Annotated in this window: 14 protein-coding genes; 6 read left to right on the top strand and 8 right to left on the bottom strand. The window is 60.6% G+C overall.

Annotated elements, in window-relative coordinates; translation table 11 throughout:
• Nucleotides 1-62 precede the first annotated feature (62 nt).
• The 5 genes from ACMXYJ_RS24635 to pvdM form a co-directional block, all read right to left on the bottom strand.
• Nucleotides 63-2,540 carry a TonB-dependent siderophore receptor gene (locus ACMXYJ_RS24635; RefSeq protein WP_415757291.1) on the bottom strand — a complete coding sequence of 826 codons (2,478 nt, stop codon included), beginning with the start codon at nt 2,538-2,540 and terminating at the stop codon, nt 63-65.
• Nucleotides 2,541-2,737: 197 nt separating this feature from the next.
• Nucleotides 2,738-4,387, bottom strand: a complete 1,650-nt coding sequence (locus ACMXYJ_RS24630; RefSeq protein WP_415757290.1) for a cyclic peptide export ABC transporter — start codon at nt 4,385-4,387, stop codon at nt 2,738-2,740.
• A gap of 232 nt (nt 4,388-4,619) precedes the next feature.
• Complete coding sequence (locus tag ACMXYJ_RS24625; protein ID WP_415757289.1) at nt 4,620-5,498, bottom strand: dihydropyoverdine dehydrogenase; 879 nt, start codon at nt 5,496-5,498, stop codon at nt 4,620-4,622.
• Nucleotides 5,499-5,648: 150 nt separating this feature from the next.
• Entirely contained in the window at nt 5,649-6,929 is a 1,281-nt protein-coding gene (locus tag ACMXYJ_RS24620) for an aminotransferase class V-fold PLP-dependent enzyme (protein WP_415757288.1), read from the bottom strand.
• Nucleotides 6,930-6,959: 30 nt separating this feature from the next.
• Nucleotides 6,960-8,309, bottom strand: a complete 1,350-nt coding sequence (pvdM, locus tag ACMXYJ_RS24615) for a pyoverdine-tailoring dipeptidase-like protein PvdM (protein WP_415757287.1) — start codon at nt 8,307-8,309, stop codon at nt 6,960-6,962.
• A 248-nt stretch (nt 8,310-8,557) separates the two neighbouring features.
• On the opposite strand from pvdM, the gene ACMXYJ_RS24610 reads away from it, so the two are divergent.
• Nucleotides 8,558-10,177 (top strand): pyoverdine maturation tyrosinase PvdP, encoded by a 1,620-nt coding sequence (locus ACMXYJ_RS24610; protein ID WP_415757286.1) that lies wholly within the window; start codon nt 8,558-8,560, stop codon nt 10,175-10,177.
• Nucleotides 10,178-10,318: 141 nt separating this feature from the next.
• On the opposite strand, the gene ACMXYJ_RS24605 is transcribed toward ACMXYJ_RS24610, so the two are convergent.
• Genes ACMXYJ_RS24605 through ACMXYJ_RS24595 form a run of 3 tightly spaced genes read right to left on the bottom strand, consistent with a single transcriptional unit; the run spans nt 10,319 to nt 14,867 of the window.
• Nucleotides 10,319-11,713: an efflux transporter outer membrane subunit gene (locus ACMXYJ_RS24605; RefSeq protein ID WP_415757285.1), complete on the bottom strand. Its 1,395-nt coding sequence runs from the start codon at nt 11,711-11,713 to the stop codon at nt 10,319-10,321.
• A 7-nt stretch (nt 11,714-11,720) separates the two neighbouring features.
• Nucleotides 11,721-13,694, bottom strand: a complete 1,974-nt coding sequence (locus ACMXYJ_RS24600) for a MacB family efflux pump subunit (protein WP_415757284.1) — start codon at nt 13,692-13,694, stop codon at nt 11,721-11,723.
• Nucleotides 13,695-14,867, bottom strand: coding sequence for an efflux RND transporter periplasmic adaptor subunit (locus tag ACMXYJ_RS24595; protein ID WP_415757283.1), 1,173 nt, complete (start codon nt 14,865-14,867; stop codon nt 13,695-13,697).
• Nucleotides 14,868-15,283: 416 nt separating this feature from the next.
• On the opposite strand from ACMXYJ_RS24595, the gene ACMXYJ_RS24590 reads away from it, so the two are divergent.
• The 5 genes from ACMXYJ_RS24590 to ACMXYJ_RS24570 all read left to right on the top strand — a co-directional run bounded on the left by ACMXYJ_RS24590 (nt 15,284) and on the right by ACMXYJ_RS24570 (nt 21,702).
• Nucleotides 15,284-15,766, top strand: a complete 483-nt coding sequence (locus ACMXYJ_RS24590) for a sigma-70 family RNA polymerase sigma factor (RefSeq protein ID WP_046048427.1) — start codon at nt 15,284-15,286, stop codon at nt 15,764-15,766.
• Nucleotides 15,767-15,915: 149 nt separating this feature from the next.
• On the top strand, nt 15,916-17,253 hold the full coding sequence (locus ACMXYJ_RS24585; RefSeq protein WP_415757282.1) for a lysine N(6)-hydroxylase/L-ornithine N(5)-oxygenase family protein: 1,338 nt from the start codon (nt 15,916-15,918) through the stop codon (nt 17,251-17,253).
• A gap of 501 nt (nt 17,254-17,754) precedes the next feature.
• Complete coding sequence (gene mgtA, locus ACMXYJ_RS24580; RefSeq protein ID WP_415757281.1) at nt 17,755-20,457, top strand: magnesium-translocating P-type ATPase; 2,703 nt, start codon at nt 17,755-17,757, stop codon at nt 20,455-20,457.
• Between the two features lie 94 nt (nt 20,458-20,551).
• Complete coding sequence (locus tag ACMXYJ_RS24575; protein WP_415757280.1) at nt 20,552-20,965, top strand: response regulator; 414 nt, start codon at nt 20,552-20,554, stop codon at nt 20,963-20,965.
• Nucleotides 20,966-21,075: 110 nt separating this feature from the next.
• On the top strand, nt 21,076-21,702 hold the full coding sequence (locus tag ACMXYJ_RS24570; protein WP_415757279.1) for a response regulator: 627 nt from the start codon (nt 21,076-21,078) through the stop codon (nt 21,700-21,702).
• Nucleotides 21,703-21,704 lie beyond the last annotated feature (2 nt).

Below are 21,704 nucleotides of genomic sequence, written 5' to 3'. Positions count from 1 at the left end.
ACATACCCATAAAAAATGCCCGTATCTCGCGATACGGGCATTTTTCATTTCAGCTCAGCCACTCAGAAATCATACTTCGCGGTGATCTGCAGGTTACGTGGCTCGCCGTAGAACGTGGTGCCGAAGTTGCCAAGGCCCGACATGTACTTCTTGTCGAAGACGTTGTAGGCATTGGCGGTGAAGCTCAGGTGTTCGTCGTACTGATAACGGGTCATCAGGTCCACAAGGGTGTAGCCGCCTTGTTTGAGCATGGTGCTGCCGCCTTCGCCGTTACCCACGTTCGGGCTGTAGCTCTGGCCGTAGAAAGCGCTCTGCCAGCTGACACCACCACCGACGGTGAACTGGTTCAGCGCGCCAGGCAGGCGGTAAGTGGTGAACGTACGCACTACGTGTTCCGGTTTGCTGGAGGCCAGCGGGAAACCGAAGATACGTTGTTCCTCGTCGTCACGGGTACGGGCATAGGTGTAGCCGGCAGTTACGTTCCAGTCCTGCGCCAGTTCGCCGGCCAGTTCCAGTTCCACACCCTTGGTGGTGGCGCCGGAGATGGCTTTGTAAACGTCTTGGCCGGTGCCTACGTCGGTGGTGACGTATTGCGCGACGTTGTCCTGCTCGATCTGGAACAAGGCGAAGCTGGCGTTCAGCTTGCCTTCGAAATAAGCCGCCTTGATGCCGGTTTCGTAGCTGTCGCCTTCAACTGGCTTGAGGGTCGAACCGGTCACGTCCTTGTAGATTTGTGGCTGGTAGATCTTGGTGTAGCTGGCGTAGACCGAGTACGTATCGTCCAGGTCATAGACCACACCGGCGTAAGGCGTGACGACGCCGTGTTCCTTGTAGCTGGCGTGGGTGCCGGTCTGGGTAGCGCCTGGATAGTACGAGTAATCTTCGTTGTACTTGAAGGTGCTCAGACGGCTGCCGAGGATGAACGACAGGTCGTCGGTCGGGCGCAGGCGGGTGGCCAGGTAAAGACCGTTCTGGCTTTGGGTGCGTTCGTATTTGCCGTTTTTCGGGAATTCCTGTTTCGGCAGGTGACCTTTCCAGTCAAAGATGCTGCCCGGCACCAGTTCGAAAGCGCTGGTGTCGTAGGTCGCACCGGTCTGGCGCGAGTGGGAAGCCATGAAGCCAGCCACCAGTTCATGCTCGCGACCGCCCAGGGAGAACGGGCCGGAGACGTTTACGTCAGCGGAGTTCTGCACGCGATGACCTTCCCAGCGACCCCAGTACAGGAAGTTGCCTTCGCCAGTAACCGGGTCAGCGGAGCCACCGCTGGCCGAAGCCAGTTGGGTATCGTGATCGGTGGTTTTCTGATCAAAGCTGGCCTTGAATTTCCAGTCATTGGCCAGCGCTTGTTCCAGCGACGCGAAGTAGGTGACGCTGTCGAAATCACGACGGCTCCAGTCGGCACCCGGGTTGAAACTGCGCGAGAAATCGGTACGACTGCCATCGGTGAAGTACGGCGCGTTACCGGTCCACGAACTGCCGCGCGGCGTTGCGCTGGACTTGTCGACGCCCAAGGTCAGCAGGGTGTCGTCGGTCAGGTCGGCTTCAAGGATGCCGTAGTAAATGTCTTTTTTCTGGCTGTAGTGGTCGATGTACGAACCTTTGTCCTGGTAGGCGCCAACGAAACGACCGCGCACGTTGCCCGAATCGGTCAGCGAACCGGAGATGTCGCCTTCGGTGCGGTAGTTGTCCCAGGAACCTGCGGTAGCGCTGACCGAGGCCTTGAAGTCCTTGGTCGGTTTCTTGCGGATCAGGTTGACCGTGGCGGACGGGTCGCCAGCGCCTGTCATCAGGCCGGTGGCGCCTTTGATGACTTCTATGTGGTCGAGGCTGGCCGCGTCGTCGCTGTTGTTGGGGTTCTCGCCGTAAACGCCGTCGTAAGGAATGTTGACGCCGTCGTACTGGAAGTTGGTGATGGCAAAACCACGAGCAGAAAACTCAGTACGGTCACTGTCGTACTTCTGCGACGTGACGCCAGGGGTGTTGCGCAATGCGTCGGCGACGCTAGTGACACCGCGGTCGTCCATCTGCTGACGGGTCACCACGGTGACCGATTGCGGCGTTTCACGCAGGGTCAGTGGCAGCTTGGTCGCGGTGGTGGTCGCGCCGGTGGTGTAGGAACCGGTGTCTTCAGTGGTCAGGCCCAGGGCCTGGCCGGAAATGGTAGTCGCACCCAGTTGCAGGCTCGAACCGCCGCCGCTTACCAGCGTGACGGTATTGCCGCTGATCTGGAACGAAATGCCAGTGCCTTTCAGCAGGGCGGCGAGGGCGTCGGACGGTTCCAACGAACCGGACACCGCGCGGGACTTGATCCCTGCGACCTGGTCCGGGCTGTAAAGGATCTGCAGGTTAGTCTGCATGCCCAACTGGGTCAGCGCGTTGGAAAGCGGCTGGACTGCAATGTTCACTTTCACAGGTGCAGCATTGGCCATCGAGCTCCCCAGCAAGGTGGCGGTCAGCAGTACGCTTGTGAACAGGGTGCGATGCAAAGTCGGGCGCTGTACGGCCAGCGCGAGAGGTGTGCGGCGTGTTTGAGGTCGCATTACTTACCTGAGCTCCTGAAAAAGTGTTGTGCAGAGTTTTTGTTAATAGGAATGATTATTAGACGCAGCACGAACGTAAAACCGGAAAGAAACCGGAAAAATAAAATTCCGAAAGGTGGAATCATTTGGCTTGTTAGCAATCGGCGTCGTGCAAATGGCACAAACCCCCGCAGGGCGAGGGTTTGTAAAAACAGCGATCAGGCAGGGGCAAATTCGGTGACGACCCGTCCGCTTTCCATGCGCACCAGTTGGTCCGCCACGTCGAAATAACGGTCATCGTGGGAGATCACGATGATGGTCTTGCCCAGGCGTTTAAGGTCCGGCAGCAGCTCGGTGTAGAAAATCCGGCGGAAGGTCGGGTCCTGGTCGGCCGCCCATTCATCGAACACCAGCACCGGACGTTCCTCCAGCCAGGCATTGACCAGGGCCAGGCGTTTGCGCTGGCCGGTGGAGAGGTCGGTGGTGGTGAAGTTGCCGTTCTTGACGCTGACCTTGTGCGCGATCTCCAGCCGTTGCAGGTATTTGTTGGCGTCTTCGGGGATGTGCGTATCGCCCTGGACCACATCATCGAACAGGTAATAGTCAGCAAAAATCGTGGTGAACAACTGGCGATAGTCATCGCGGTTCTGCGCGTCGATCGCCTCGCCATTGACGTGGATTGCACCCTGCTGCGGTGTGTACAGGCCCAGCAGCAGTTTGATCAGCGTGGTCTTGCCGCAACCGTTCTCGCCGACAATAAAGGTGATGTCGCCTTGCTTGATCGTCAGGTTCACCGGCCCTAGCTGGAAAGGGGCAGCGCCTTCGGCCACCGGGAAGCTGAAACGCACATCGGCCAGTTTCAGTTCGTGCACCGCTTGCTTGACGTTGCCTTTGTCGCTGAGCAGCAGATGAGGTTCCGGGGTGGAAAACTGCTCCGACAATTCGGCGATGCGGCGGAAGGCAATCTGCGCGCGGCTGACGATCGGCAAGGTGCTGATCAAATGCTCCAGCGGGCCTTTCATGTAAAGCAGCACCAGCACGAAGCCGCTCATCACGGTTTTGTCGGCACTCGGCCAAAAGGTTTGCAACGCGAGGGCCAGGCCGATGACCACGAAGAACAGCATCGAGCCAAACGTCTTGGCGATCACGAAGGTGTTGATGGAACGCACCTGGGTGTTGCAGATGAACTCGGCCGTAGCCTTGATGCCCGAGACGAACATGCGCTGGCGGCGTGGGCGATGAATGCGCAATTCCTTGGCACCTTCGGCAATCGCGTTGTAGTGCTTTTGCAGTTCATCTTCGGCTTCTCGGGCGGCCATGAAACCCTGCACCCCTTTGCTCTGGGCGTAGGCCTGAATCGCCGTGCCGATCAGGATGGCGGCGACCATAATCAGGAACATCGGCCACGACAGAATCGCCAGGTAGCCCATGCAACCCAATGTCACGGTGACGGAAATCGCCAGCGGCGCGAAGGCGAAAGCGAAGTCACTGATGGTGTCGACGTCGTGGGTCAGCACCGGGATCAGGCGGTGGCTGCGATAGCGCTCGATCTGTTCGATCGGTGCCGAGAGGACCTTTTCACCCAATTGCTTACGCAGCTTGGCGATGATGTGCTGGCCGACATAGTTGGTGCCGATGTCCGAGCAGATCGAACTGGCCAGCGCCAGCAGGCACAGACCGGCGAACAGGGCGACCACGCCTTGGGTCAGGCCGGTGTCCGAATGCAGGGCGTTGTTGATGGTCGCCAGTAATACCGTGACGCTCAGGCCGCCGACCATGCCCAGGAAAATGGACGCGGCGACGATGAGCCGAAAGGGTTTCAACAGGGCGAACAATTCGCCGATGGCGCCACGGGCAGGCTGGGTCATGGAAGACAGTTCCTTGGGTCGTAAAGGCAGATACCCAGTAGAACGTCTGGTGGGAGGCTTAATTTAGAAGGGCGCCGACTGGCGGCGAGTCCGACTCCCGAAGTCACTGACACCACACATAACCCTGTGGGAGCGAGCCTGCTCGCGATAGCGGACTATCAGTCGACATCTATATCGACTGGAAGGCAGTCATCGCGAGCAGGCTCGCTCCCACAGGAGGAGGTGTGATGGCTTAGAGATCACGCACGATGCGGAATCCCATCCAGTCGCCGCGTTCTTGCGGGTACTGGCTGTTGCGGTTGCCCGAGCGGGAGAACACCGGTGCTTCACCCCAGTCGTTGCCGCGAATCCGCACGGTTTCGCATTTGGGCTCGACCCAGGCGCTGCCATCAGTGGGCGCGCCGACGTAGTCCGGGTGTTCGCAGTCCTCGACCCATTCGTAAACGTTGCCATGCATGTCGTACATACCAAAGGCGTTCGGCGGGTAGCTGCCCACTGGCGAGCTGAAGCTGTAACCGTCCGCCGGGCCATAGGTGTTGGCGTGCTTGGCGATGCTGTATTCCTTGCCCTCATCGAACGGGAAGGGGAACGGCCCTTTGCTGCCGCCACGCGCGGCATATTCGCGTTGGGCTTCGCTGACCATGTGGTACGTCTGCCCGGTTTTTTTCGACAGCCAGGCGACGTAGTTTTTCACGTCGTCGAAGTTCATGCACACCGCCGGCTGACGCGGGCTTTGCGGATAGCGCGGCTTGCTGGCGACGCACTCGCGGCCCGGCCGGGTGTCGCCATTGGCGATGGTCACGCCACTCTCGCGCACGTAGCTGTCCCATTCACCGGCAGTGACCTGGAAGCGGCTCATGGCAAACGGTTTGGCAAAAGTCACCTCGTGCATCGGACCTTCATCAGGCTCGCGCCCGACTTCATCGTCCGGTGTGCCCATGGTGAAGGTGCCGGCGGGCAGCACGACCATTTCCGGGCAGTCTCGGCAGTCTTTGAACACTTTGCCCGGTTGCGCGGTTGCCGCGGCTTGCGCGGCAGCCGGCAGCAGGCCGGCCATGAGGGCTGTCAGTGTGAGTGCCTTGAGCGGCAGGGTCAGCAGATCACGGTTCATGAATCATCTCGATATAAAAAACGGGTGTCACGCCAGGCCCAATGTGGGAGTGAGCCTGCTCGCGATTGGGCCATCACATTCAACATTGATGGTGACTGACCCACCGCTATCGCGAGCAGGCTCGCTCCCACAGGGTTCTGCGTCATGGCGTCAGGAGGTCTTGGTCAGCAGGGCCATGAAACGGTCGATATCGTTTTCGGTGTTGAGCAGGCCGGGAGCGATGCGGATCACCGGGCCGACGTCGCGGTCTACCGAGTCGCAGACCACGCGGTTTTCCATCAGCTGGACGGCGACTTTTTCGCAGTCGCGATCCTTGATCCGGAAGAAGGTAAAACCGGCCGACAGGTCCGGGCTTTCAGGCGTCACAAGCTCGATCTGCGGGTGCTCCAGCAAGCGGTTTTTCGCATAGGTATTGAGCGCATGGATGCGCGCCTGCACTTCGGCTTTGCCCAGGTCCAGGTGCAGCTTGAAAGCTTCATTCAGGGCCCAGCGATGCTCAAAGCTGTGATAGCCGCCGGGGGTCATGAGGGTCGAGAAGGTGGTGGCTTCGGAGAACGTCGGGATGGTCGGCGTCACGTCCTTGAGCTCGGTCGAACGGGCGCAGATGATTCCGGTGCCGCGCGGGCCGAACATCCATTTGTGGGTGCCGGCAATGAAGAAATCGCAGTGCATGTCGGGGAAGTCGAGGTCCTCGACGCCGAAGCCATGGACGCCGTCGACCACATACAGGATGCGGTCCTTTTCCTCGCGGTTGCGATTCTGTTCGTCCACCAGTTTGCCGATCTCGCCGATCGGCAGTTTCACGCCGCTGCCCGATTGCACCCAGGTCATACCGAGCACTCGGGTTTCCGGGCGAATGCCTTTGGCAATCGAGCCCAGCACTTCATCCACGGAAATGCTGTGGCTGTTCTCGAACAGCTTGAGCTTGCGAACCTTGACCCCGTCCTTTTGCTGGCGATACCCCAGCGCATAGTTCGTCGCGTAATGTTCGTGTTCGCTGGTGAGGATTTCCTGGTCGGGGCGCACATGAATGCCACCGTAGATCAGCGAAAGGCCTTCGGTGGTGCTGCCGGTGAGGGCGATCTGCTCGGGCTTGGCCTTGAGGTAGCGACCGGCCCAGACGCGCACTTCCTGCTCGCGCTTTTCGGTTTCCCCCAGGTCCCAGTCCATAGCCCGACCGGGATTACGGTCGAGGTTGGCGCGGTGCAGGTCGATGGCGTCACGCACAGGTTTGGGGTGTGAGGTCACCAGAAAGTTGGCGAAGTGCAGGTAGTCCGGGTCCTGATTGAACATCTGGCGCAGTTGCGCCCATTTATCCTTAGGCAGCGGCGCCGGATTGGCGGCCAGCGCCGGCAGGTTCACGGCTGCGCCCAAGGGCAGGCCGGCCGCGAGAATACCGGCCTGCTTGAGGAATGAACGACGGTTGGTCATGAGCTCGGTTCGCTTCTGCAAAAGAGAGAATCAGTTTTTCGCCACAGGCTTGGAGGACTTCTGCACCTGGTCCCAGACCCGCAGGAAGTTGCCGCCCCACAGCTTGGCGATATCGGCTTCGCCGTAGCCGCGACTGATCAGTTCGGCTGTCACGTTGCGGGCCTCGCTGACATCCTTCCAGCCGTCCAGACCGCCGCCGTCGTTGAAGTCGGAACTGATGCCGACATGGTCGATGCCGATTTTCTTCACCGCGTAGTCGATCGCGTCGCCGTAGTCCTTGAGCGTGGCCTTGGGTTCTTCATCGACAATCGCGTAGAGCTGACTGGCGTACTCGCCGAAGCGTTGCTCGGACCAGACGGTGATCACCGGATCGCCCGGCATCAGTGCCATCTCCAGGCCTTGCAGCGGTTGCAGGTCGAAGCGTGCGCGCAGGGCGTTGAGTTTGTCCTGGGTGGCCTGGCTGAGCGGGCGGATGTAGGTCGGGAAACCGACAATCTGCACCACGCCGCCACTGTTCTTGATCAGCTGCATTTCCTGATCGCTGAGGTTGCGCGGGATGTCCACCAGCCCTCGCGGCGCCGAGTGGGACGCGACCATCGGTGCGCGGCTCAGCTGGGCAACTTGCTCCAGGGCCTTGGTCGACATCTGCGAAACGTCGATGATCACGCCGAGGTCGTTGAGGCGGTGCACGGCCTGCTTGCCAATCTCCGAGAGGCCGCCGAGGGCGTCGCGGGAATCGTTGAAAAACGGCAGCGGCCGGGACGAATCAGCCCAGGCGTTATTGCCCACATAGCTGAAGCCGAACATGCGCATGCCGCGCGCCGCCCACTTGTCCAGGGCGTTCAGGTCGTTGCCCAGCGGATAGGCGTTGAGCATGCTCATGAAGATCGCGAACTTGCCTTCGCCGTGCAGGCGTCGGAAGTCGTCGGGGGTGTAGGCGATGGCAACCTGATTGGGGAAGTCGCGAACCAGTGTGCTGATGATTTTGTAGCGGGTTTCCTGCTCGAACCGTGCTTCGTCGACAAAACCGGCGGTGGGGCGGTGCGGGGCGTTGGCGCCGTTCCAGATTTCCGGCCAGCCGAAAATCGTCAGGGCTGCACCGGACAGGCGTCCACGCCCGGTCTTGACCAGGTCGAACTGCCCGGTGCCGTCCTTGTCCGCTTCATTGCCGGCGGTACCGAAGTCCAGCGGGACGGTGACGTGGCTGTCGAAGGAGAGGATTCGCTCGTGCAGCTCATCGGCCTGTTTCATCACCTTGACCGGGTAACCGGGATTGTCTTTGAACCCGTAATCCCAGGCCGCAAAGCCTGCACCGGCGCTGATCGCCAGGGCCAGCGGCAGGCCGATGTAAAGCGCCTTTTTCGAACGTGGTTTTGTCATGTTCATCTCAGTCAGGTTCGTTGCCCCGGTGTGGAGGGCTTTGCTATCTGGGATGGACGAGTGATCCCGTTGGAAATTTAGGGTGGAGCTGATGGCCTCATCGCGAGCAGGCTCGCTCCCACAGGGATTTTGCGAACACCGGAGATCCACTGTGGGAGCTAGCCTGCTGGCGATGCTGTTAAATTTTTGAAGGGGGTGAACGTTCTAGCTTGGATAAAGCCTGCTTCATGGCTGACACAGGTAGGGCAATGACGATTTCTCGACGATGGTTCATGGCAGGCCTGGCGCTGACCGGCGCCGCCGTGCCTGCGGCTTTTTATGGGCATCGTGAATGGACGAAACCGGATCCGACGATCACCCCCGGCGAAGCGTCATTCGATGTCGCGGATGTCGCTGGCCAGCATTTGGCGAACACCTTGCGCGGTGTCTGGCAGATTCGTTTCGAGGGGGCTGACGCCGGCATCGAAGGCCTGCCACGGGACGGGCTGGAGGTGTTTCTAGACATCGGCCACAAAGGTCGCGGCTTGAGCGGGTTCCTCGACACCGCCGAGCGTTTGCGCTCGAGCGAAACCCCGCGTTACCGGGTACTCGGCGACCTGGCCGGCGCCAAACCGGCGCAATTGAGTTGGCGACTGCTCAGCGCCAGCGGCGCAGCGGATTACGAATTCAGCCTGTTGCTGGACGAAGTCTGGGCCGGTTTCGGCAATGCTGGCAGCGGCACCCTCAGTGGTCGGGTGTTGAATCTGGATCGTCCGTTGATGTTGACGGCCCAGGACAATCGCTTCATTGCCGTCAAACGCGTGTTCCCCGAAGCCCGCGAGCGCACCGGTCTCAACCCGACGCTGCTGGCCTGGCTGGTGTCCCCGGAGCATCGGCTGTTTCACCAGCTCTGGCATGCCTCCCGGGACAAATGGCACACGTTGTCCGAAGACAAGCGCGGTGCCCTGCGCGGTATTGGCTGGCAGCCGGGCCCGCGAGACAAGGAGCGTGATGCCCGTGGCGCGCGCAAGGATCGTAACGGCTCGGGTGTGGATTTCTTCTTCATGCACCGGCACATGCTCGGCAAGGCGCGCTCCCTGCAAGACTTGCCGTCCTGGTCGCACTTCCCTTTGCCACAGCCGGAACTGGCGCGTGATCGCGTTGGTTTCGCCCGTTATTTCGACAACCACGACGGCACTGCGCTGCCGCCGACCTGGCTGGCCGACGACGACGCCGAGTACTCGCAATGGGTCAGCGACATCAAGACCGCCGAGACCTACCACAGCAATTTCCAGGTCTGGGAATCGCAGTACCGCGATCCGCGTTATCTGTCGAAATTGACCCTGGGTCAGTTCGGTTCAGAGGTGGAATTGGGGCTGCACGACTGGCTGCACATGCGTTGGGCCTCGGTGCCGCGTGATTCGTCCAACGGTCAGCCGGTGCCGTTTGCCCGGGATCCGGCGGACTTTTCCGCACGCTGGTATGCGCCGGAAAACGACTTCCTCGGCGACCCGTTTTCGTCCCATGTGAACCCGGTGTTCTGGCATTTCCATGGCTGGATCGATGATCGTCTGGAAGACTGGTTCCGTGCGCACGAGCGCTTTCATCCGGGGGAGGTCCGTCGGCTTGAGGTCAATGGCGTGGCGTGGTTTGCGCCCGGGCGTTGGGTCGAGATCGACGATCCGTGGCTCGGTCCGAGTACTCATGGTTGCAGTACTACGCCGGGGTTACAGGTCGGCAAGTCGGTTGAGATGGACCCGGAAACCATGAAGCTGGCGTTGCGGATTACCTTTGGTGACGACGAGAAGAAACTGGCGGATCTGTTCCGCAAAGTGCCGCAGCGGCCTTGGTATGCGCGGCATTTGAAGGCCAAACCAGTTACCACTTAAGCAGGTGATACCGCGTTATCGTTCAATCGCGAGCAGGCTCGCTCCCACAATGGATCTATGGCGAACACATTATGTGTGAACACCTGAGATCAACTGTGGGAGCGAGCCTGCTCGCGATGGCGGACTCACTGGCGCTGCAAATCACAACACCTGCCACCCGCCGCCAAGCGCTTTGTACAACGCAATACTCGCCTGCAACCGCGACAACCGCAGTTGCACATTCAAGTCCTGCGCCGCATACAGCGTGCGCTGTGTCTCCAGCACCGTCAGCAAATCCTCGGCACCGGCCTGATAACGGCTTTGCGCAATGTTGAACGCGGTCTGCGCCTGGTTCAGTTCTTCACCTTGCCACTGCCGCTGTTCGTCCAGGCCGCGAATGCTGTTCAACGCTTTTTCCACATCGGCGAACCCATTGATGATCGCCCCGCGGTACGTCTCCAGCAGTTCCTCCTGGCGGGCCGTGGCCTTGTCGCGCTCAGCGCTCAGGCGACCATTGTTGAAGACCGGCGCAAGCAATCCGGCGGTGAGGTTGTAGAAAGGATTGCGCAGCATGTCCGCCGCGCGATCCGCGCCCGATCCGAGTTCCGCGCTCAACGTGACCTTCGGTAGCATCGCCGCACGGGCGACGGTGACGTCGGCTTGTGCGGCGGCCAATTGCGCTTCGGCGCGGGCGATGTCCGGGCGACGACTGATCAGCTCGCCGGGCAGCCCAGCGCCAATGGTCGGCCATGACAATTGATCAAAGCGTTCCTGACCCAAAGACAATTCCTGCACCGGCCGTCCGAGCAGGGCGGCAAGGCTGATCTGTGCGTCCTGAGCCTGTTGCTGCACCAACGGCAATTGTCGCTGTTGCGCGGCGACCAGACTCTTCTGCTGCGCCAGTTCCAGCGCGGTTGCCGAGCCTGAGTCAAAACGCGTCTGCACCAGTTTCAAAACATTCTGCGCGTTCGCCAGATTCAACTCGGCGATGCGGCTTTGCTCACGCAACGACACGCTTTGCGCGTAGCTGTTGGCGACGCCGCTGAGCAGCGTCAACTCCACCGTCGCTTGATCGAATTCGCTGGCCTGCAAGCCGAACTGCGCACTGTCGCGGGAAGCGCCTTGGCCGCCCCAGAAGTCGACTTCGTAAGTGGCGCTGAGGTTGGCGTTAAAGTAATCGACGGCCTTGTTATCGCCGTCGGCATCAAGCTGGCTGTAGCCGTTGCCGCGCAATAGTTTCTGCCGATTGGCGTTCAGGCCGGCCTTGACCTCCGGCAGCAGCGAGCCGCCGGCAATCACGGTCTCGGCTTGCGCCTGACGCACCCGAGCGATGGCAGCGGCCAGATCGTAACTGCCGACCCGGGCCTGTCCGATCAGTTGATCAAGCTGCGGGCTGCCGAACTGCGTCCACCATTGCAGGTTGCTGCGTGAGGCACTTTCGGTGTGCGGCGATTGCCAGGCGGCGGGCGGCTGAATGCCGCTGTCCGGGCGCTGGGCGGGACTGCCACAGGCGCCGAGCAACAGGCAGAGAGTCAGCAAACTGAGTTGCGGCTTCATAGATCGATCATTCACTGGTAAGGGCCGTGACCGGGTCGAGTCGGGCAGCTTTGCGGGCCGGCATGAAGCCGAAGACAACACCGGTGACCAGGGCGCAGCCGAAGGCGCCGAGCACCGCTATCAAGGAGAACGCGACGGCGACTTCGCTGAGGATCAGCACGCCACCGACGATCAGCGCCAGGGCAATCCCGGCGAGCCCGCCGACCACCGAAAGCATCACCGCTTCCGTCAGGAACTGCCGGAGGATGTCCCGTTGTCGGGCGCCGGTGGCCATGCGGATACCGATCTCGCGGGTGCGTTCGCGCACGGTCATGAGCATGATGTTCATCACACCGATCCCGCCCACCAGCAACGAAATCGCAGCAATCGAGCCGAGCATCAGCGACAGCGTATTTTGTGTGCGCGCCTCGGCCTGGATCATCGCCGCGTTGTTGGTCAGTTCGAAATCCTTCTTGCCGTTGTGTAGGCGCAGCATCAATTGCTCGATGGCTACTTCGGCCTCTTTCACCTTGCGTGCATCGGCGGCGGCGATGGCCACGTATTCGGGATTGTGGGTGCCGAACAGTCGGACGCTGGCGGCGGAGTAGGGGATGGCGATGCGGTCGTCGCTGTCGGAGTCGCCCGAGCTGGCGCCTTTTTCCGCGAGCACGCCGACCACCTGGAACGGCACGTTCTCGATCAGGATGTACTGGCCGATCGGGTTGGCGACGTCCTTGAGCAACTTGGTCCGCACCTTGTGGCCGATCACCGCGACTGCCGCCGCGTTGCGTTCATCGTCCTGAGTGAAGTAGCTGCCTTCCACCACCGGCCAGTTGAAGATCGCCGGGAAATTGGTGTCGTTGCCGCCGACGTAGCTCAAGTGGTCGAGGTTGCCGAAACGCACCCCGGCCTCCTGGCCGTTGACCGGCATGATCCGTGTCACTTGCGGCAGGCTTCCCACCGCCGCGACGTCATCCAGGGTGACGATGCCCTGCGGCGTTCGCGGGTTAGGCGACGAGCCGCTGAGGTAAATGATGTTGGAGCCGAACGCGCCCATTTGCGCCATCACCTGACGCTTGCTGCCTTCACCGACGGCGAGCATGACCACCACCGACGCCACGCCGATGATGATCCCGAGCAGCGTCAGTGCGGTGCGAAAACGGTTGATCCACATCACCCGCCACGCAGCTTGCACCGCATCCACCAGTTCGCCTTTCCAGGCGCCAGTGGCTTCGGCGCCTTCGGTCAGGCGCTTGCGCAGATCCACCGCTTGCAGCGCACCGGGATTGGCTGAGGTTTGTGCTTCGGGATTGTCCCGGGCGCTGTCGCTGATGATCAGCCCGTCGCGAATTTCGATGATGCGTTTGGCCCGTGCCGCGACTTCGCGGTCGTGGGTGATGAGGATCACCACGTGGCCCTGGCCCGCCAGTTCGTCGAGCAGGGTCATGACCTCGGCACCGCTGTGGCTGTCGAGGGCACCGGTGGGTTCATCGGCGAGGATGATGTGGCCGCCGTTCATCAAGGCGCGGGCGATGGACACCCGTTGTTGCTGGCCGCCGGAGAGCTGGTGCGGACGGTTGCCGGTGCGCGAGGCCAGGCCGAGGCGGTCGAGCAGGGCGGCTGCGCGGGCGTGGCGTTCGGCGGCCGGCAAGCCTGCGTAGATGGCCGGCATCTCGACGTTTTCCTGGGCCGAGCCGGACGGGATCAGGTGATAACCCTGGAACACAAAACCGAAGGCTTCGCGGCGCAACCAGGCCAGTTCGTCGCTGTCGAGTGCGGCAACGTTTTCCCCGGCGAAGCGGTATTCGCCCGAGGTCGGACGGTCGAGGCCGCCGAGGATGTTCATCAGCGTCGACTTGCCGGAGCCGGAGGCACCGACGATCGCCACGAATTCCCCGGCATGGATCGACAGGTCGATGCCGCGCAACACGTGAACTTCCGGTGAATCGCCGCCGCCGTAGGCTTTGCGGATGTCGTGCAGGTCGATCAGGGGCGTCAGCATTCAGCCGCCACTCCCGTCGGCCGGGCCGATCAACAGGTGATCGCCTTCCTGCAAGCCGTCGATGATCTGCACCCGCAGGCGATCGCTGATGCCGGTGCGCACGTCACGCTGCTCGATACGGCCGTTTTTGGCGACGACCTGGGCAATTTGCATGTTCGCTTCAGTGCCGGCCTGCAACGCTGCGACAGGCGCAGTCAGGGTGTTTTTCGCCTGATCCGAAACGAAGAAGACCTGGGTGGTCATTTCCGCCATCAGCGCGTTGTCGGCGTTATCGACGTCCAGCAATACGGTGTACAGCACCACGCGAGCGCTGCCGCTTTTGCTCGAACTGGCGGGGCTGCCGCCGCCCTGGCTGGTCTGGTCCAGCGGCTTGGGCGGTACCGGCAGAATCTGTCGCACGGTGCTGTTCCAGCGACGGTTGCCGCCGCTGAGGGTGGTGAACCAGGCCGTCATCCCGGGTTTGACGTGACCGATGTCGGCTTCCGATACCTCGGCCCAGACGGTCATCGGCGACAACTTGGCGATGCGCAGAATCAGTGGCGTTTGTTGCTGGGCGTTGAGGGTCTGGCCTTCACGGGCGTCGAGTGCGACGACGGTGCCGCTCATGGGCGCATAGATTCGGGTGTAACCGAATTCCGCCTGATCGCTGCGCAGGCTGGCCTGGGCCTGGCGGATCTGCGCCTGGAACATGTCGATGCGGGCCTGGGTGGCGCGCAGTTCGGCCTCGGCGGTCTGCACGTCTTCTTCGCGGGTGGCGCCACCGGCCTTGAGGTTTTGCTGGCGCTGGAATTTCTGCCGGGCGAGGTCGTGCTGCGCCCGCTGTTCCTGCAGCTGCGCCTTGAGGTTTTCGATGGAGAAACGCCCGGCGTCGAGTTTGGCCTGTTGCGTGGACGGATCGATTTCCACCAGCAACTGGCCTTCCTTCACCACATCGCCGACTTCCACGTGGATCTTGTGGATCTGTCCGGACGCCTGGGCACCGACGTCGACATAACGTCGAGGTTGCAGAGTGCCCAGCGCGGTGACGCTGCTTTCGATGTCGGCGCGGGTGACCTGCACGGTGGCGAACTGGTCGCGGCCGGGCGGGATGATCTGCCAGGCGGCCACGGCGATAACGGGGATCAGACAAAGTGCTACAAGCAGGGCGCGTCGGGTCTGTCGGGGACGTTTCATGCAGGGTTCCGGCCAATGAAAATCGGCCCGTCGTTCAAAGCAGATGAACGCTGCCGGAGAGTCGGCAAGGACGGGGAGCTGCCTTGTAAACGAGGAAAGTCGCGGGGAATTTAGCCCGGGACATATGGCGTAACACCTGTAGGAGCTGTCGAGTGAAACGAGGCTGCGATCTTTTGATTTTTTCAGATCAAGATCAAAAGATCGCAGCCTCGTTTCACTCGACAGCTCCTACAGGTGAAGCAGTGTGCAGCCGCTTGATCTTGACTATTTGTGGGTCAAGGCGAAGCAATACTTTAAATCTATATGAGAATTACTATAAATTACGCACCTCGAACTGCCACTATCGTGCCACTGCCCATTTTGGCGGTCGCCGGTCTGGCTCAAGGATAGAAACCGCACCCCTGCGGCCGGGAGTCATGTTGGAAAACTACTATCGCGAGCTGGTGTGTTTTTTGAACGCCAAGCTGGGCAACCGTCAGGTGGCCGAAGATGTGGTGCATGACGCTTATCTGCGGGTATTGGAGCGGTCCAGCGACACGCCGATCGAGCAGCCTCGGGCGTTTCTGTATCGCACCGCGCTCAACCTGGTGATCGACGACCATCGGCGCAATGCCCTGCGTCAGGTCGAGTCGCTGGAAGTGCTCGACAACGAAGAGCGCTACTTCACCCCATCCCCTCATCACAGCCTCGATCACGGTCAACGCCTGGAGATGCTCCAGCGTGCATTGGCGGAATTGCCACGGCTGTGCCGCGAGAGTTTCCTGCTGCGCAAGATCGATGGCCTGTCGCACCCGGAGATCGCCGAACACCTCGGTATTTCTCGCGCATTGGTGGAGAAGCACATCGTCAATGCAATGAAGCATTGCCGGGTGCGGATGCTGCAATGGGACGCCCATTGATCATTCTGTCCCATCAAAAAACAGTCTTAAATTTATTTTCATTGTCCTCGTTCCATACCAACAGACGATCTGCTGTCCTGCTCAAGGCCGGTCAGGTCACTTAGGCTTACTCCCCGCTGCTTCGGGGGTTCATCCAGAGGACACTGGAAATGACACAGGCAATTGCATCGCCCATCGTTCACGACCTGATCGGCGTCGGTTTCGGCCCTTCGAACCTGGCGCTGGCCATCGCTCTGCAAGAACGCGGGCCGAATCAGGGCGAGCTGGATGTTCTGTTTCTCGACAAGCAGGCCGACTACCGCTGGCACGGCAACACCCTGGTGACCCAGAGCGAGTTGCAGATCTCCTTCCTCAAGGACCTGGTGACCCTGCGCAACCCGACCAGCCCGTACTCCTTCGTCAACTACCTCAAGCACCACGGCCGTCTGGTGGACTTCATCAACCTGGGCACCTTTTATCCATGCCGCATGGAGTACAACGATTACCTGCGCTGGGTTGCCGGGCAATTCGAAGCGCAGAGCCGCTATGGCGAAGAAGTGCTGGCCATCGAGCCGGTGCTGCACAACCAGCAGGTCGAAGCGCTGCGGGTGATCTCTCGTGATACCCAAGGTCAGCAGCACGTTCGCACCGCCCGTTCGGTGGTGGTCAGTGCCGGCGGAACACCGCGCATTCCCGAAGCCTTCAAGGCGCTCAAGGGGGACAGCCGGGTGTTCCACCACTCCCAGTACCTGGCGCAGATGGCCAAGCAGCCGTGCGTGAACAACCAGCCGATGAGCATCGCGATCATCGGCGGCGGGCAGAGCGCTGCGGAAGCGTTCATCGATTTGAACGACAGCTTCCCGTCGGTGCAGGTGGACATGATCCTGCGTGGCTCGGCCCTGAAGCCGGCGGACGACAGCCCGTTCGTCAACGAAGTGTTCTCGCCGGAGTTCACTGATCTGGTGTTCCAGCAGGCGAGCAGCGAGCGCGAGCGTCTGGTCAACGAGTACCACAACACCAACTATTCGGTGGTGGACATCGACCTGATCGAACGCATCTACGGCATCTTCTATCGCCAGAAAGTCTCGGGCATCGCGCGCCATGCGTTCCGTACCCTGACCACCGTCGAAAAAGCCACCGCCACCGAGCGCGGTATCGAGTTGGCCGTGCGCAACAACGCCACCGGCGAAGTCACGGTCCGTCATTACGACGCCGTGGTGCTGGCCACCGGTTATGAGCGTCAGATGCACCGCAAACTGCTGGCGCCGCTGGAGCAGTATCTGGGGGATTTCGAGGTTGATCGCAACTACAAACTGATCACTGACGAGCGCTGCAAGGCTGGTATCTATATGCAGGGCTTCTGCCAGGCCAGCCACGGCTTGAGCGACACCTTGCTGTCGATCCTGCCGATCCGCGCCGATGAGATTGCAGGGTCCCTGTATGACCATGGCAAGAACCGTGGGCACAGCCGGTCGGTGGTGGACTTGTTGTTGGCGACTGCCAGCTGAGATTTTTGGTGCCTATGAGGCCGCCTTCGCGAGCAGGCTCACTCCTACAATGGAACTGTGTATGCAGGGCCAATGTGGGAGTGAGCCTGCTCGCGATGTGGCCTTTGAAAGCACCCAAAACATTCAATCCTGAACCCTTCCTGAAGAATCCCGCGATTCCCCCGCCGCACGCCTTTCCTTCGTTTACTCTCCAGAAATCGGGGCGTAAGCTTCGCGCGTTTTCAATCAATAGCGGAGACCCACAGTGGGTACTTGTTCGAGTGACAGTAGTCGGCCGGTTTCGATAACCGGCACCTTCCCGGCAAGATAACGCGCCACTTTTTTGTGCCGTTGTCTCGCCGAAAAGCGAGCAGCGGCATCCCGATCGCGGCCAGTCCTGGTCCGTGTCCCGACGTCCCTCTCATCGACGCTGAACCGTGCGTGATGTTCGACTGTGTGTCGTCATCGCGGCGCATCGACACGCCTGCTCGACGGTTTCCCGGCTGACCTGGGGGAACTGCCATGAACCTGTCCCTGCTCAAAGAATTCTTCGCCGGATTCCTGCGCACCCGCCACATTGCCCGACACTTCCGTCGCCTGGCGTTGCTGGAAAGTTTCACCGACACCACGGTCAGCCGCGAGGTGCCGCCCACCCTGGCGCAAACCCTGGTGAGTGCTGCCAACAGCGACACCGGCCAACTGCTGGACAACCTCGGCAGCCACACCGATGGCCTGAGCGAACTCGAAGCTGATGCACTGCGCGTGCAATTGGGCCTCAACGAAGTCGAGCACGAACAGCCTCTGCCGTGGTGGACGCACCTGTGGCAGTGCTACAAAAACCCGTTCAACCTGCTGCTGACCTTGCTCGCGGTCATCTCCTGGCTGACTGAAGACATGAAAGCCGCCATCGTGATTTTCTCCATGGTGGTGCTCTCGACCTTGCTGCGCTTCTGGCAGGAAACCAAATCCAACCAGGCCGCCGACGCGCTCAAGGCGATGGTGAGTAACACCGCCACGGTGTTGCGTCGGGATGCGTCGCGCACTGAGCTGCCGATCAAGCAACTGGTGCCAGGCGACCTGATCGTGCTCTCGGCCGGCGACATGATTCCCGCCGATTGCCGGGTGCTCGGCGCCAAGGATTTGTTCGTCAGCCAGGCCGCGATGACCGGCGAATCGATGCCGGTGGAAAAATTCCGCCGTCAGCAGGACAGTGACACCCGCAACCCGCTGGACCTCGACAACATTCTGTTCATGGGCACCAACGTGGTGTCCGGCACGGCCATGGCGGTGATTCTCACCACCGGCAACAACACCTATTTCGGCGCCCTGGCGCAGCGGGTTGGCGCTACGGATCGCGCACCCACCTCATTCCAGACAGGGGTCAACAAAGTCAGCTGGCTGCTGATCCGCTTCATGTTCGTCATGGCGCCGTTGGTGTTGTTCATCAACGGTTTCACCAAGGGCGACTGGACCCAGGCGTTGCTGTTCGCGCTGTCGATTGCCGTGGGCCTGACCCCGGAAATGCTGCCGATGATCGTCACCTCGACCCTGGCCAAGGGCGCGGTGTTCCTGTCGCGTAAAAAAGTCATCGTCAAACGCCTCGATGCGATCCAGAACTTCGGCGCGATGGACGTGCTGTGCACCGACAAGACCGGCACCCTGACTCAGGACAAGATCTTCCTGGCGCGTAACGTCGATGTCTGGGGCAACGATTCCGATGACGTATTGGAAATGGCCTACCTCAACAGCTACTACCAGACCGGCCTGAAAAATCTGCTGGACGTGGCGGTGCTGGAACACGTGGAAGTCCACCGTGAACTGAAAGTCGGCACCGCGTTTCGCAAGGTCGACGAGATCCCGTTCGACTTCACGCGCCGGCGGATGTCGGTGGTGGTCGCCGAGCGCGATCATTCGCACCTGCTGATCTGCAAAGGCGCGGTGGAAGAAGTGCTGGCGGTGTGCACGCGGGTGCGTCACGGCGAGGTCGATGAAACGCTGAGCGATGAATTGCTGGCACGGATTCGTCAGGTCACCGCATCGTTCAACGCCGAAGGACTTCGTGTCGTCGCCGTCGCCGCACGGCCAATGATTGAGGGCCGCGACACCTACAGCCTGGCGGATGAGCAGGAACTGACGCTGATCGGTTACGTGGCGTTTCTTGATCCACCCAAGGAAAGCACCGCGCCGGCCCTCAAAGCCCTGGCCGCTCACGGCGTGGCCGTGAAAGTGTTGACCGGCGACAACGAACTGGTGACCGCGAAGATTTGCCGCGAAGTCGGCCTGGAGCAGCAAGGCCTGCTGATGGGCAACGACGTCGAGCGCATGAGCGACGCCGAACTGGCGGTAGCGGTGGAGACCACGAACGTCTTCGCCAAACTCACCCCGTCGCACAAGGAACGCATCGTGCGTTTGCTCAAGGGCAACAGTCATGTGGTCGGTTTCATGGGGGACGGCATCAACGACGCGCCAGCCCTGCGCACCGCCGACATCGGCATTTCGGTGGACAGCGCCGTCGACATTGCCAAGGAAGCAGCGGACATCATCCTGCTGGAAAAAAGCCTGATGGTGCTGGAGGAGGGCGTGCTGGAAGGGCGTCGGACCTTCGCCAACATGCTCAAGTACATCAAAATGACCGCCAGCTCGAACTTCGGCAACGTGTTCTCGGTGCTGGTGGCCAGTGCGTTCATCCCGTTCCTGCCGATGCTGCCGATGCACCTGCTGGTGCAGAACCTGCTCTATGACATTTCGCAGATCGCCATCCCGTTCGATAACGTCGATGAAGAAATGCTGAAAACACCACAACGCTGGCAGCCGTCGGACGTCGGGCGTTTCATGTTGTTTTTCGGACCGATCAGCTCGATCTTCGACATCACCACGTTTGCCTTGATGTGGTACGTCTTCGACGCCAATACCCCGGACCATCAAACCCTGTTCCAGTCCGGCTGGTTCGTGGTCGGGCTGCTGACCCAGACGCTGATCGTGCACATGATCCGCACGCCGAAAATCCCGTTCCTGCAAAGCCGTGCGGCGATGCCGTTGATGGTGATGACTGGGATCATCATGGCCGTCGGCATTTTCCTGCCGATGGGACCGCTGGCGCACTACTTCAAATTGCAGGCGCTGCCGTCGCTGTACTTCGTGTACCTGCCAGTGATTCTGCTGGCGTACATGGGGCTGACGCAGGCGGTGAAGGGGCTCTATATCCGCCGATTTGGCTGGCAATAAAGCGTGCACATTTAGGAAAAGTCCTACAGAAAGATCGACGGGTCTTCCGTAGCCTTGCGCCCTCACGAATCTGACACTCTCCTGGGGGCCCACGTTGTCGAACAAAGCCTTACGTATCCTGATCGCCGACGAGTTGCATTTTCACCGCATGAAAGTCGAGCGACTGTTCAATCAACTCGACTACTACCGGATAGCACCGGTGCACAGCCTTGAAGAACTGTTGACCCTGGTCGAATACGGTTGCGAGCCATTTGATCTGGTGGTCATCAATGCCTCGCTGGCGGGCGGGGCGTTGAACCTGTTCGATTTTTTCCTTGATAACCAACAGGTTCATCACGCCTTGATCTATGACGGCCAGCAAGCGCAACTGCCGCCCATTCCTGCCTGCGCTCAACAGACGGTTGAGGTGAGCCACGCATTGCTGCCTGATCTGGCGTCCATTGCGCGGCTGATGGCGATCATCAACCCTCGTCCACCGTTCGTCGGCACTGTCATTTCTGTCAGGTAGTTGCGCCCGGTTTTCCATGCAAAAGTCTTTGCGCAGCCGGTGCGTTCAACCGGGCCGGGCTCATGGGCATTGATTGCTCAATCGTCATATTTTTTGCACAGGGAGTTGCCATGAAGTCAGTGCTGATTGTGGACGATCATCCGGTGGTTCGCGCCGCAGTCAAAATCGTACTGGTGCAGGAGGGTTTCAAGCAGATATACGAAGCGGCGAGTGGTAATGAGGTCTTGCCGAAGATCCGCGAACACAAGCCTGGTCTGGTGGTACTGGATCTGGTGATGCCCTCGCTCGACGGGCTGGATGTACTGGCGCGGATCAAGACCAGCGAGGTGCCTTGCCGAGTACTGGTCTTCACGTCCCAGGAACCCATGTTTTATCAGGATCGTTGCATGCACGCCGGCGCCGCAGGCTATGTCGCCAAGTCCAATGACTTGCAGCACTTGCACAGAGCCGTGCACGCCGTGATGGCCGGTTACACCTATTTCGCCCAGCTACCCTCGGCGTCGGTGTCGCTGAACTCGATACAACTGAGTGAAAAGCAGATGATCGATCAACTCTCCGACCGGGAACTGACGATCTTTCAGCATCTGGCCCGGGGCATCAGTAACAAGGCGATCGCTGAAATCATGCACTTGAGTCACAAGACCGTCAGCACCTACAAGACCCGTTTGGTTGGAAAACTCAACGTGGAATCGGCGGTGTACCTGAGGGATTTTGCCAAGCGTAATCATCTGATCTGAGT

The organism is Pseudomonas arabinosi, from assembly GCF_047758675.1.
Lineage (GTDB): Bacteria > Pseudomonadota > Gammaproteobacteria > Pseudomonadales > Pseudomonadaceae > Aquipseudomonas > Aquipseudomonas arabinosi.
Note: the sequence above shows the minus strand (reverse complement) of the source record. Positions and strands in the feature narration are given on the sequence as shown.

Bases quoted from the DNA above. Each gene is read 5' to 3' on its own strand.
- ACMXYJ_RS24570 (WP_415757279.1), top strand. From the start codon at position 21,076: ATGAAGTCAGTGCTGATTGTGGACGATCATCCGGTGGTTCGCGCCGCA.
- ACMXYJ_RS24605 (WP_415757285.1), bottom strand. From the start codon at position 11,713: ATGAAGCCGCAACTCAGTTTGCTGACTCTCTGCCTGTTGCTCGGCGCC.
- ACMXYJ_RS24635 (WP_415757291.1), bottom strand. From the start codon at position 2,540: ATGCGACCTCAAACACGCCGCACACCTCTCGCGCTGGCCGTACAGCGC.
- ACMXYJ_RS24595 (WP_415757283.1), bottom strand. From the start codon at position 14,867: ATGAAACGTCCCCGACAGACCCGACGCGCCCTGCTTGTAGCACTTTGT.
- ACMXYJ_RS24585 (WP_415757282.1), top strand. From the start codon at position 15,916: ATGACACAGGCAATTGCATCGCCCATCGTTCACGACCTGATCGGCGTC.
- mgtA (WP_415757281.1), top strand. From the start codon at position 17,755: ATGAACCTGTCCCTGCTCAAAGAATTCTTCGCCGGATTCCTGCGCACC.
- pvdM (WP_415757287.1), bottom strand. From the start codon at position 8,309: ATGACAAAACCACGTTCGAAAAAGGCGCTTTACATCGGCCTGCCGCTG.
- ACMXYJ_RS24600 (WP_415757284.1), bottom strand. From the start codon at position 13,694: ATGCTGACGCCCCTGATCGACCTGCACGACATCCGCAAAGCCTACGGC.
- ACMXYJ_RS24590 (WP_046048427.1), top strand. From the start codon at position 15,284: ATGTTGGAAAACTACTATCGCGAGCTGGTGTGTTTTTTGAACGCCAAG.
- ACMXYJ_RS24630 (WP_415757290.1), bottom strand. From the start codon at position 4,387: ATGACCCAGCCTGCCCGTGGCGCCATCGGCGAATTGTTCGCCCTGTTG.
- ACMXYJ_RS24610 (WP_415757286.1), top strand. From the start codon at position 8,558: ATGACGATTTCTCGACGATGGTTCATGGCAGGCCTGGCGCTGACCGGC.
- ACMXYJ_RS24625 (WP_415757289.1), bottom strand. From the start codon at position 5,498: ATGAACCGTGATCTGCTGACCCTGCCGCTCAAGGCACTCACACTGACA.
- ACMXYJ_RS24620 (WP_415757288.1), bottom strand. From the start codon at position 6,929: ATGACCAACCGTCGTTCATTCCTCAAGCAGGCCGGTATTCTCGCGGCC.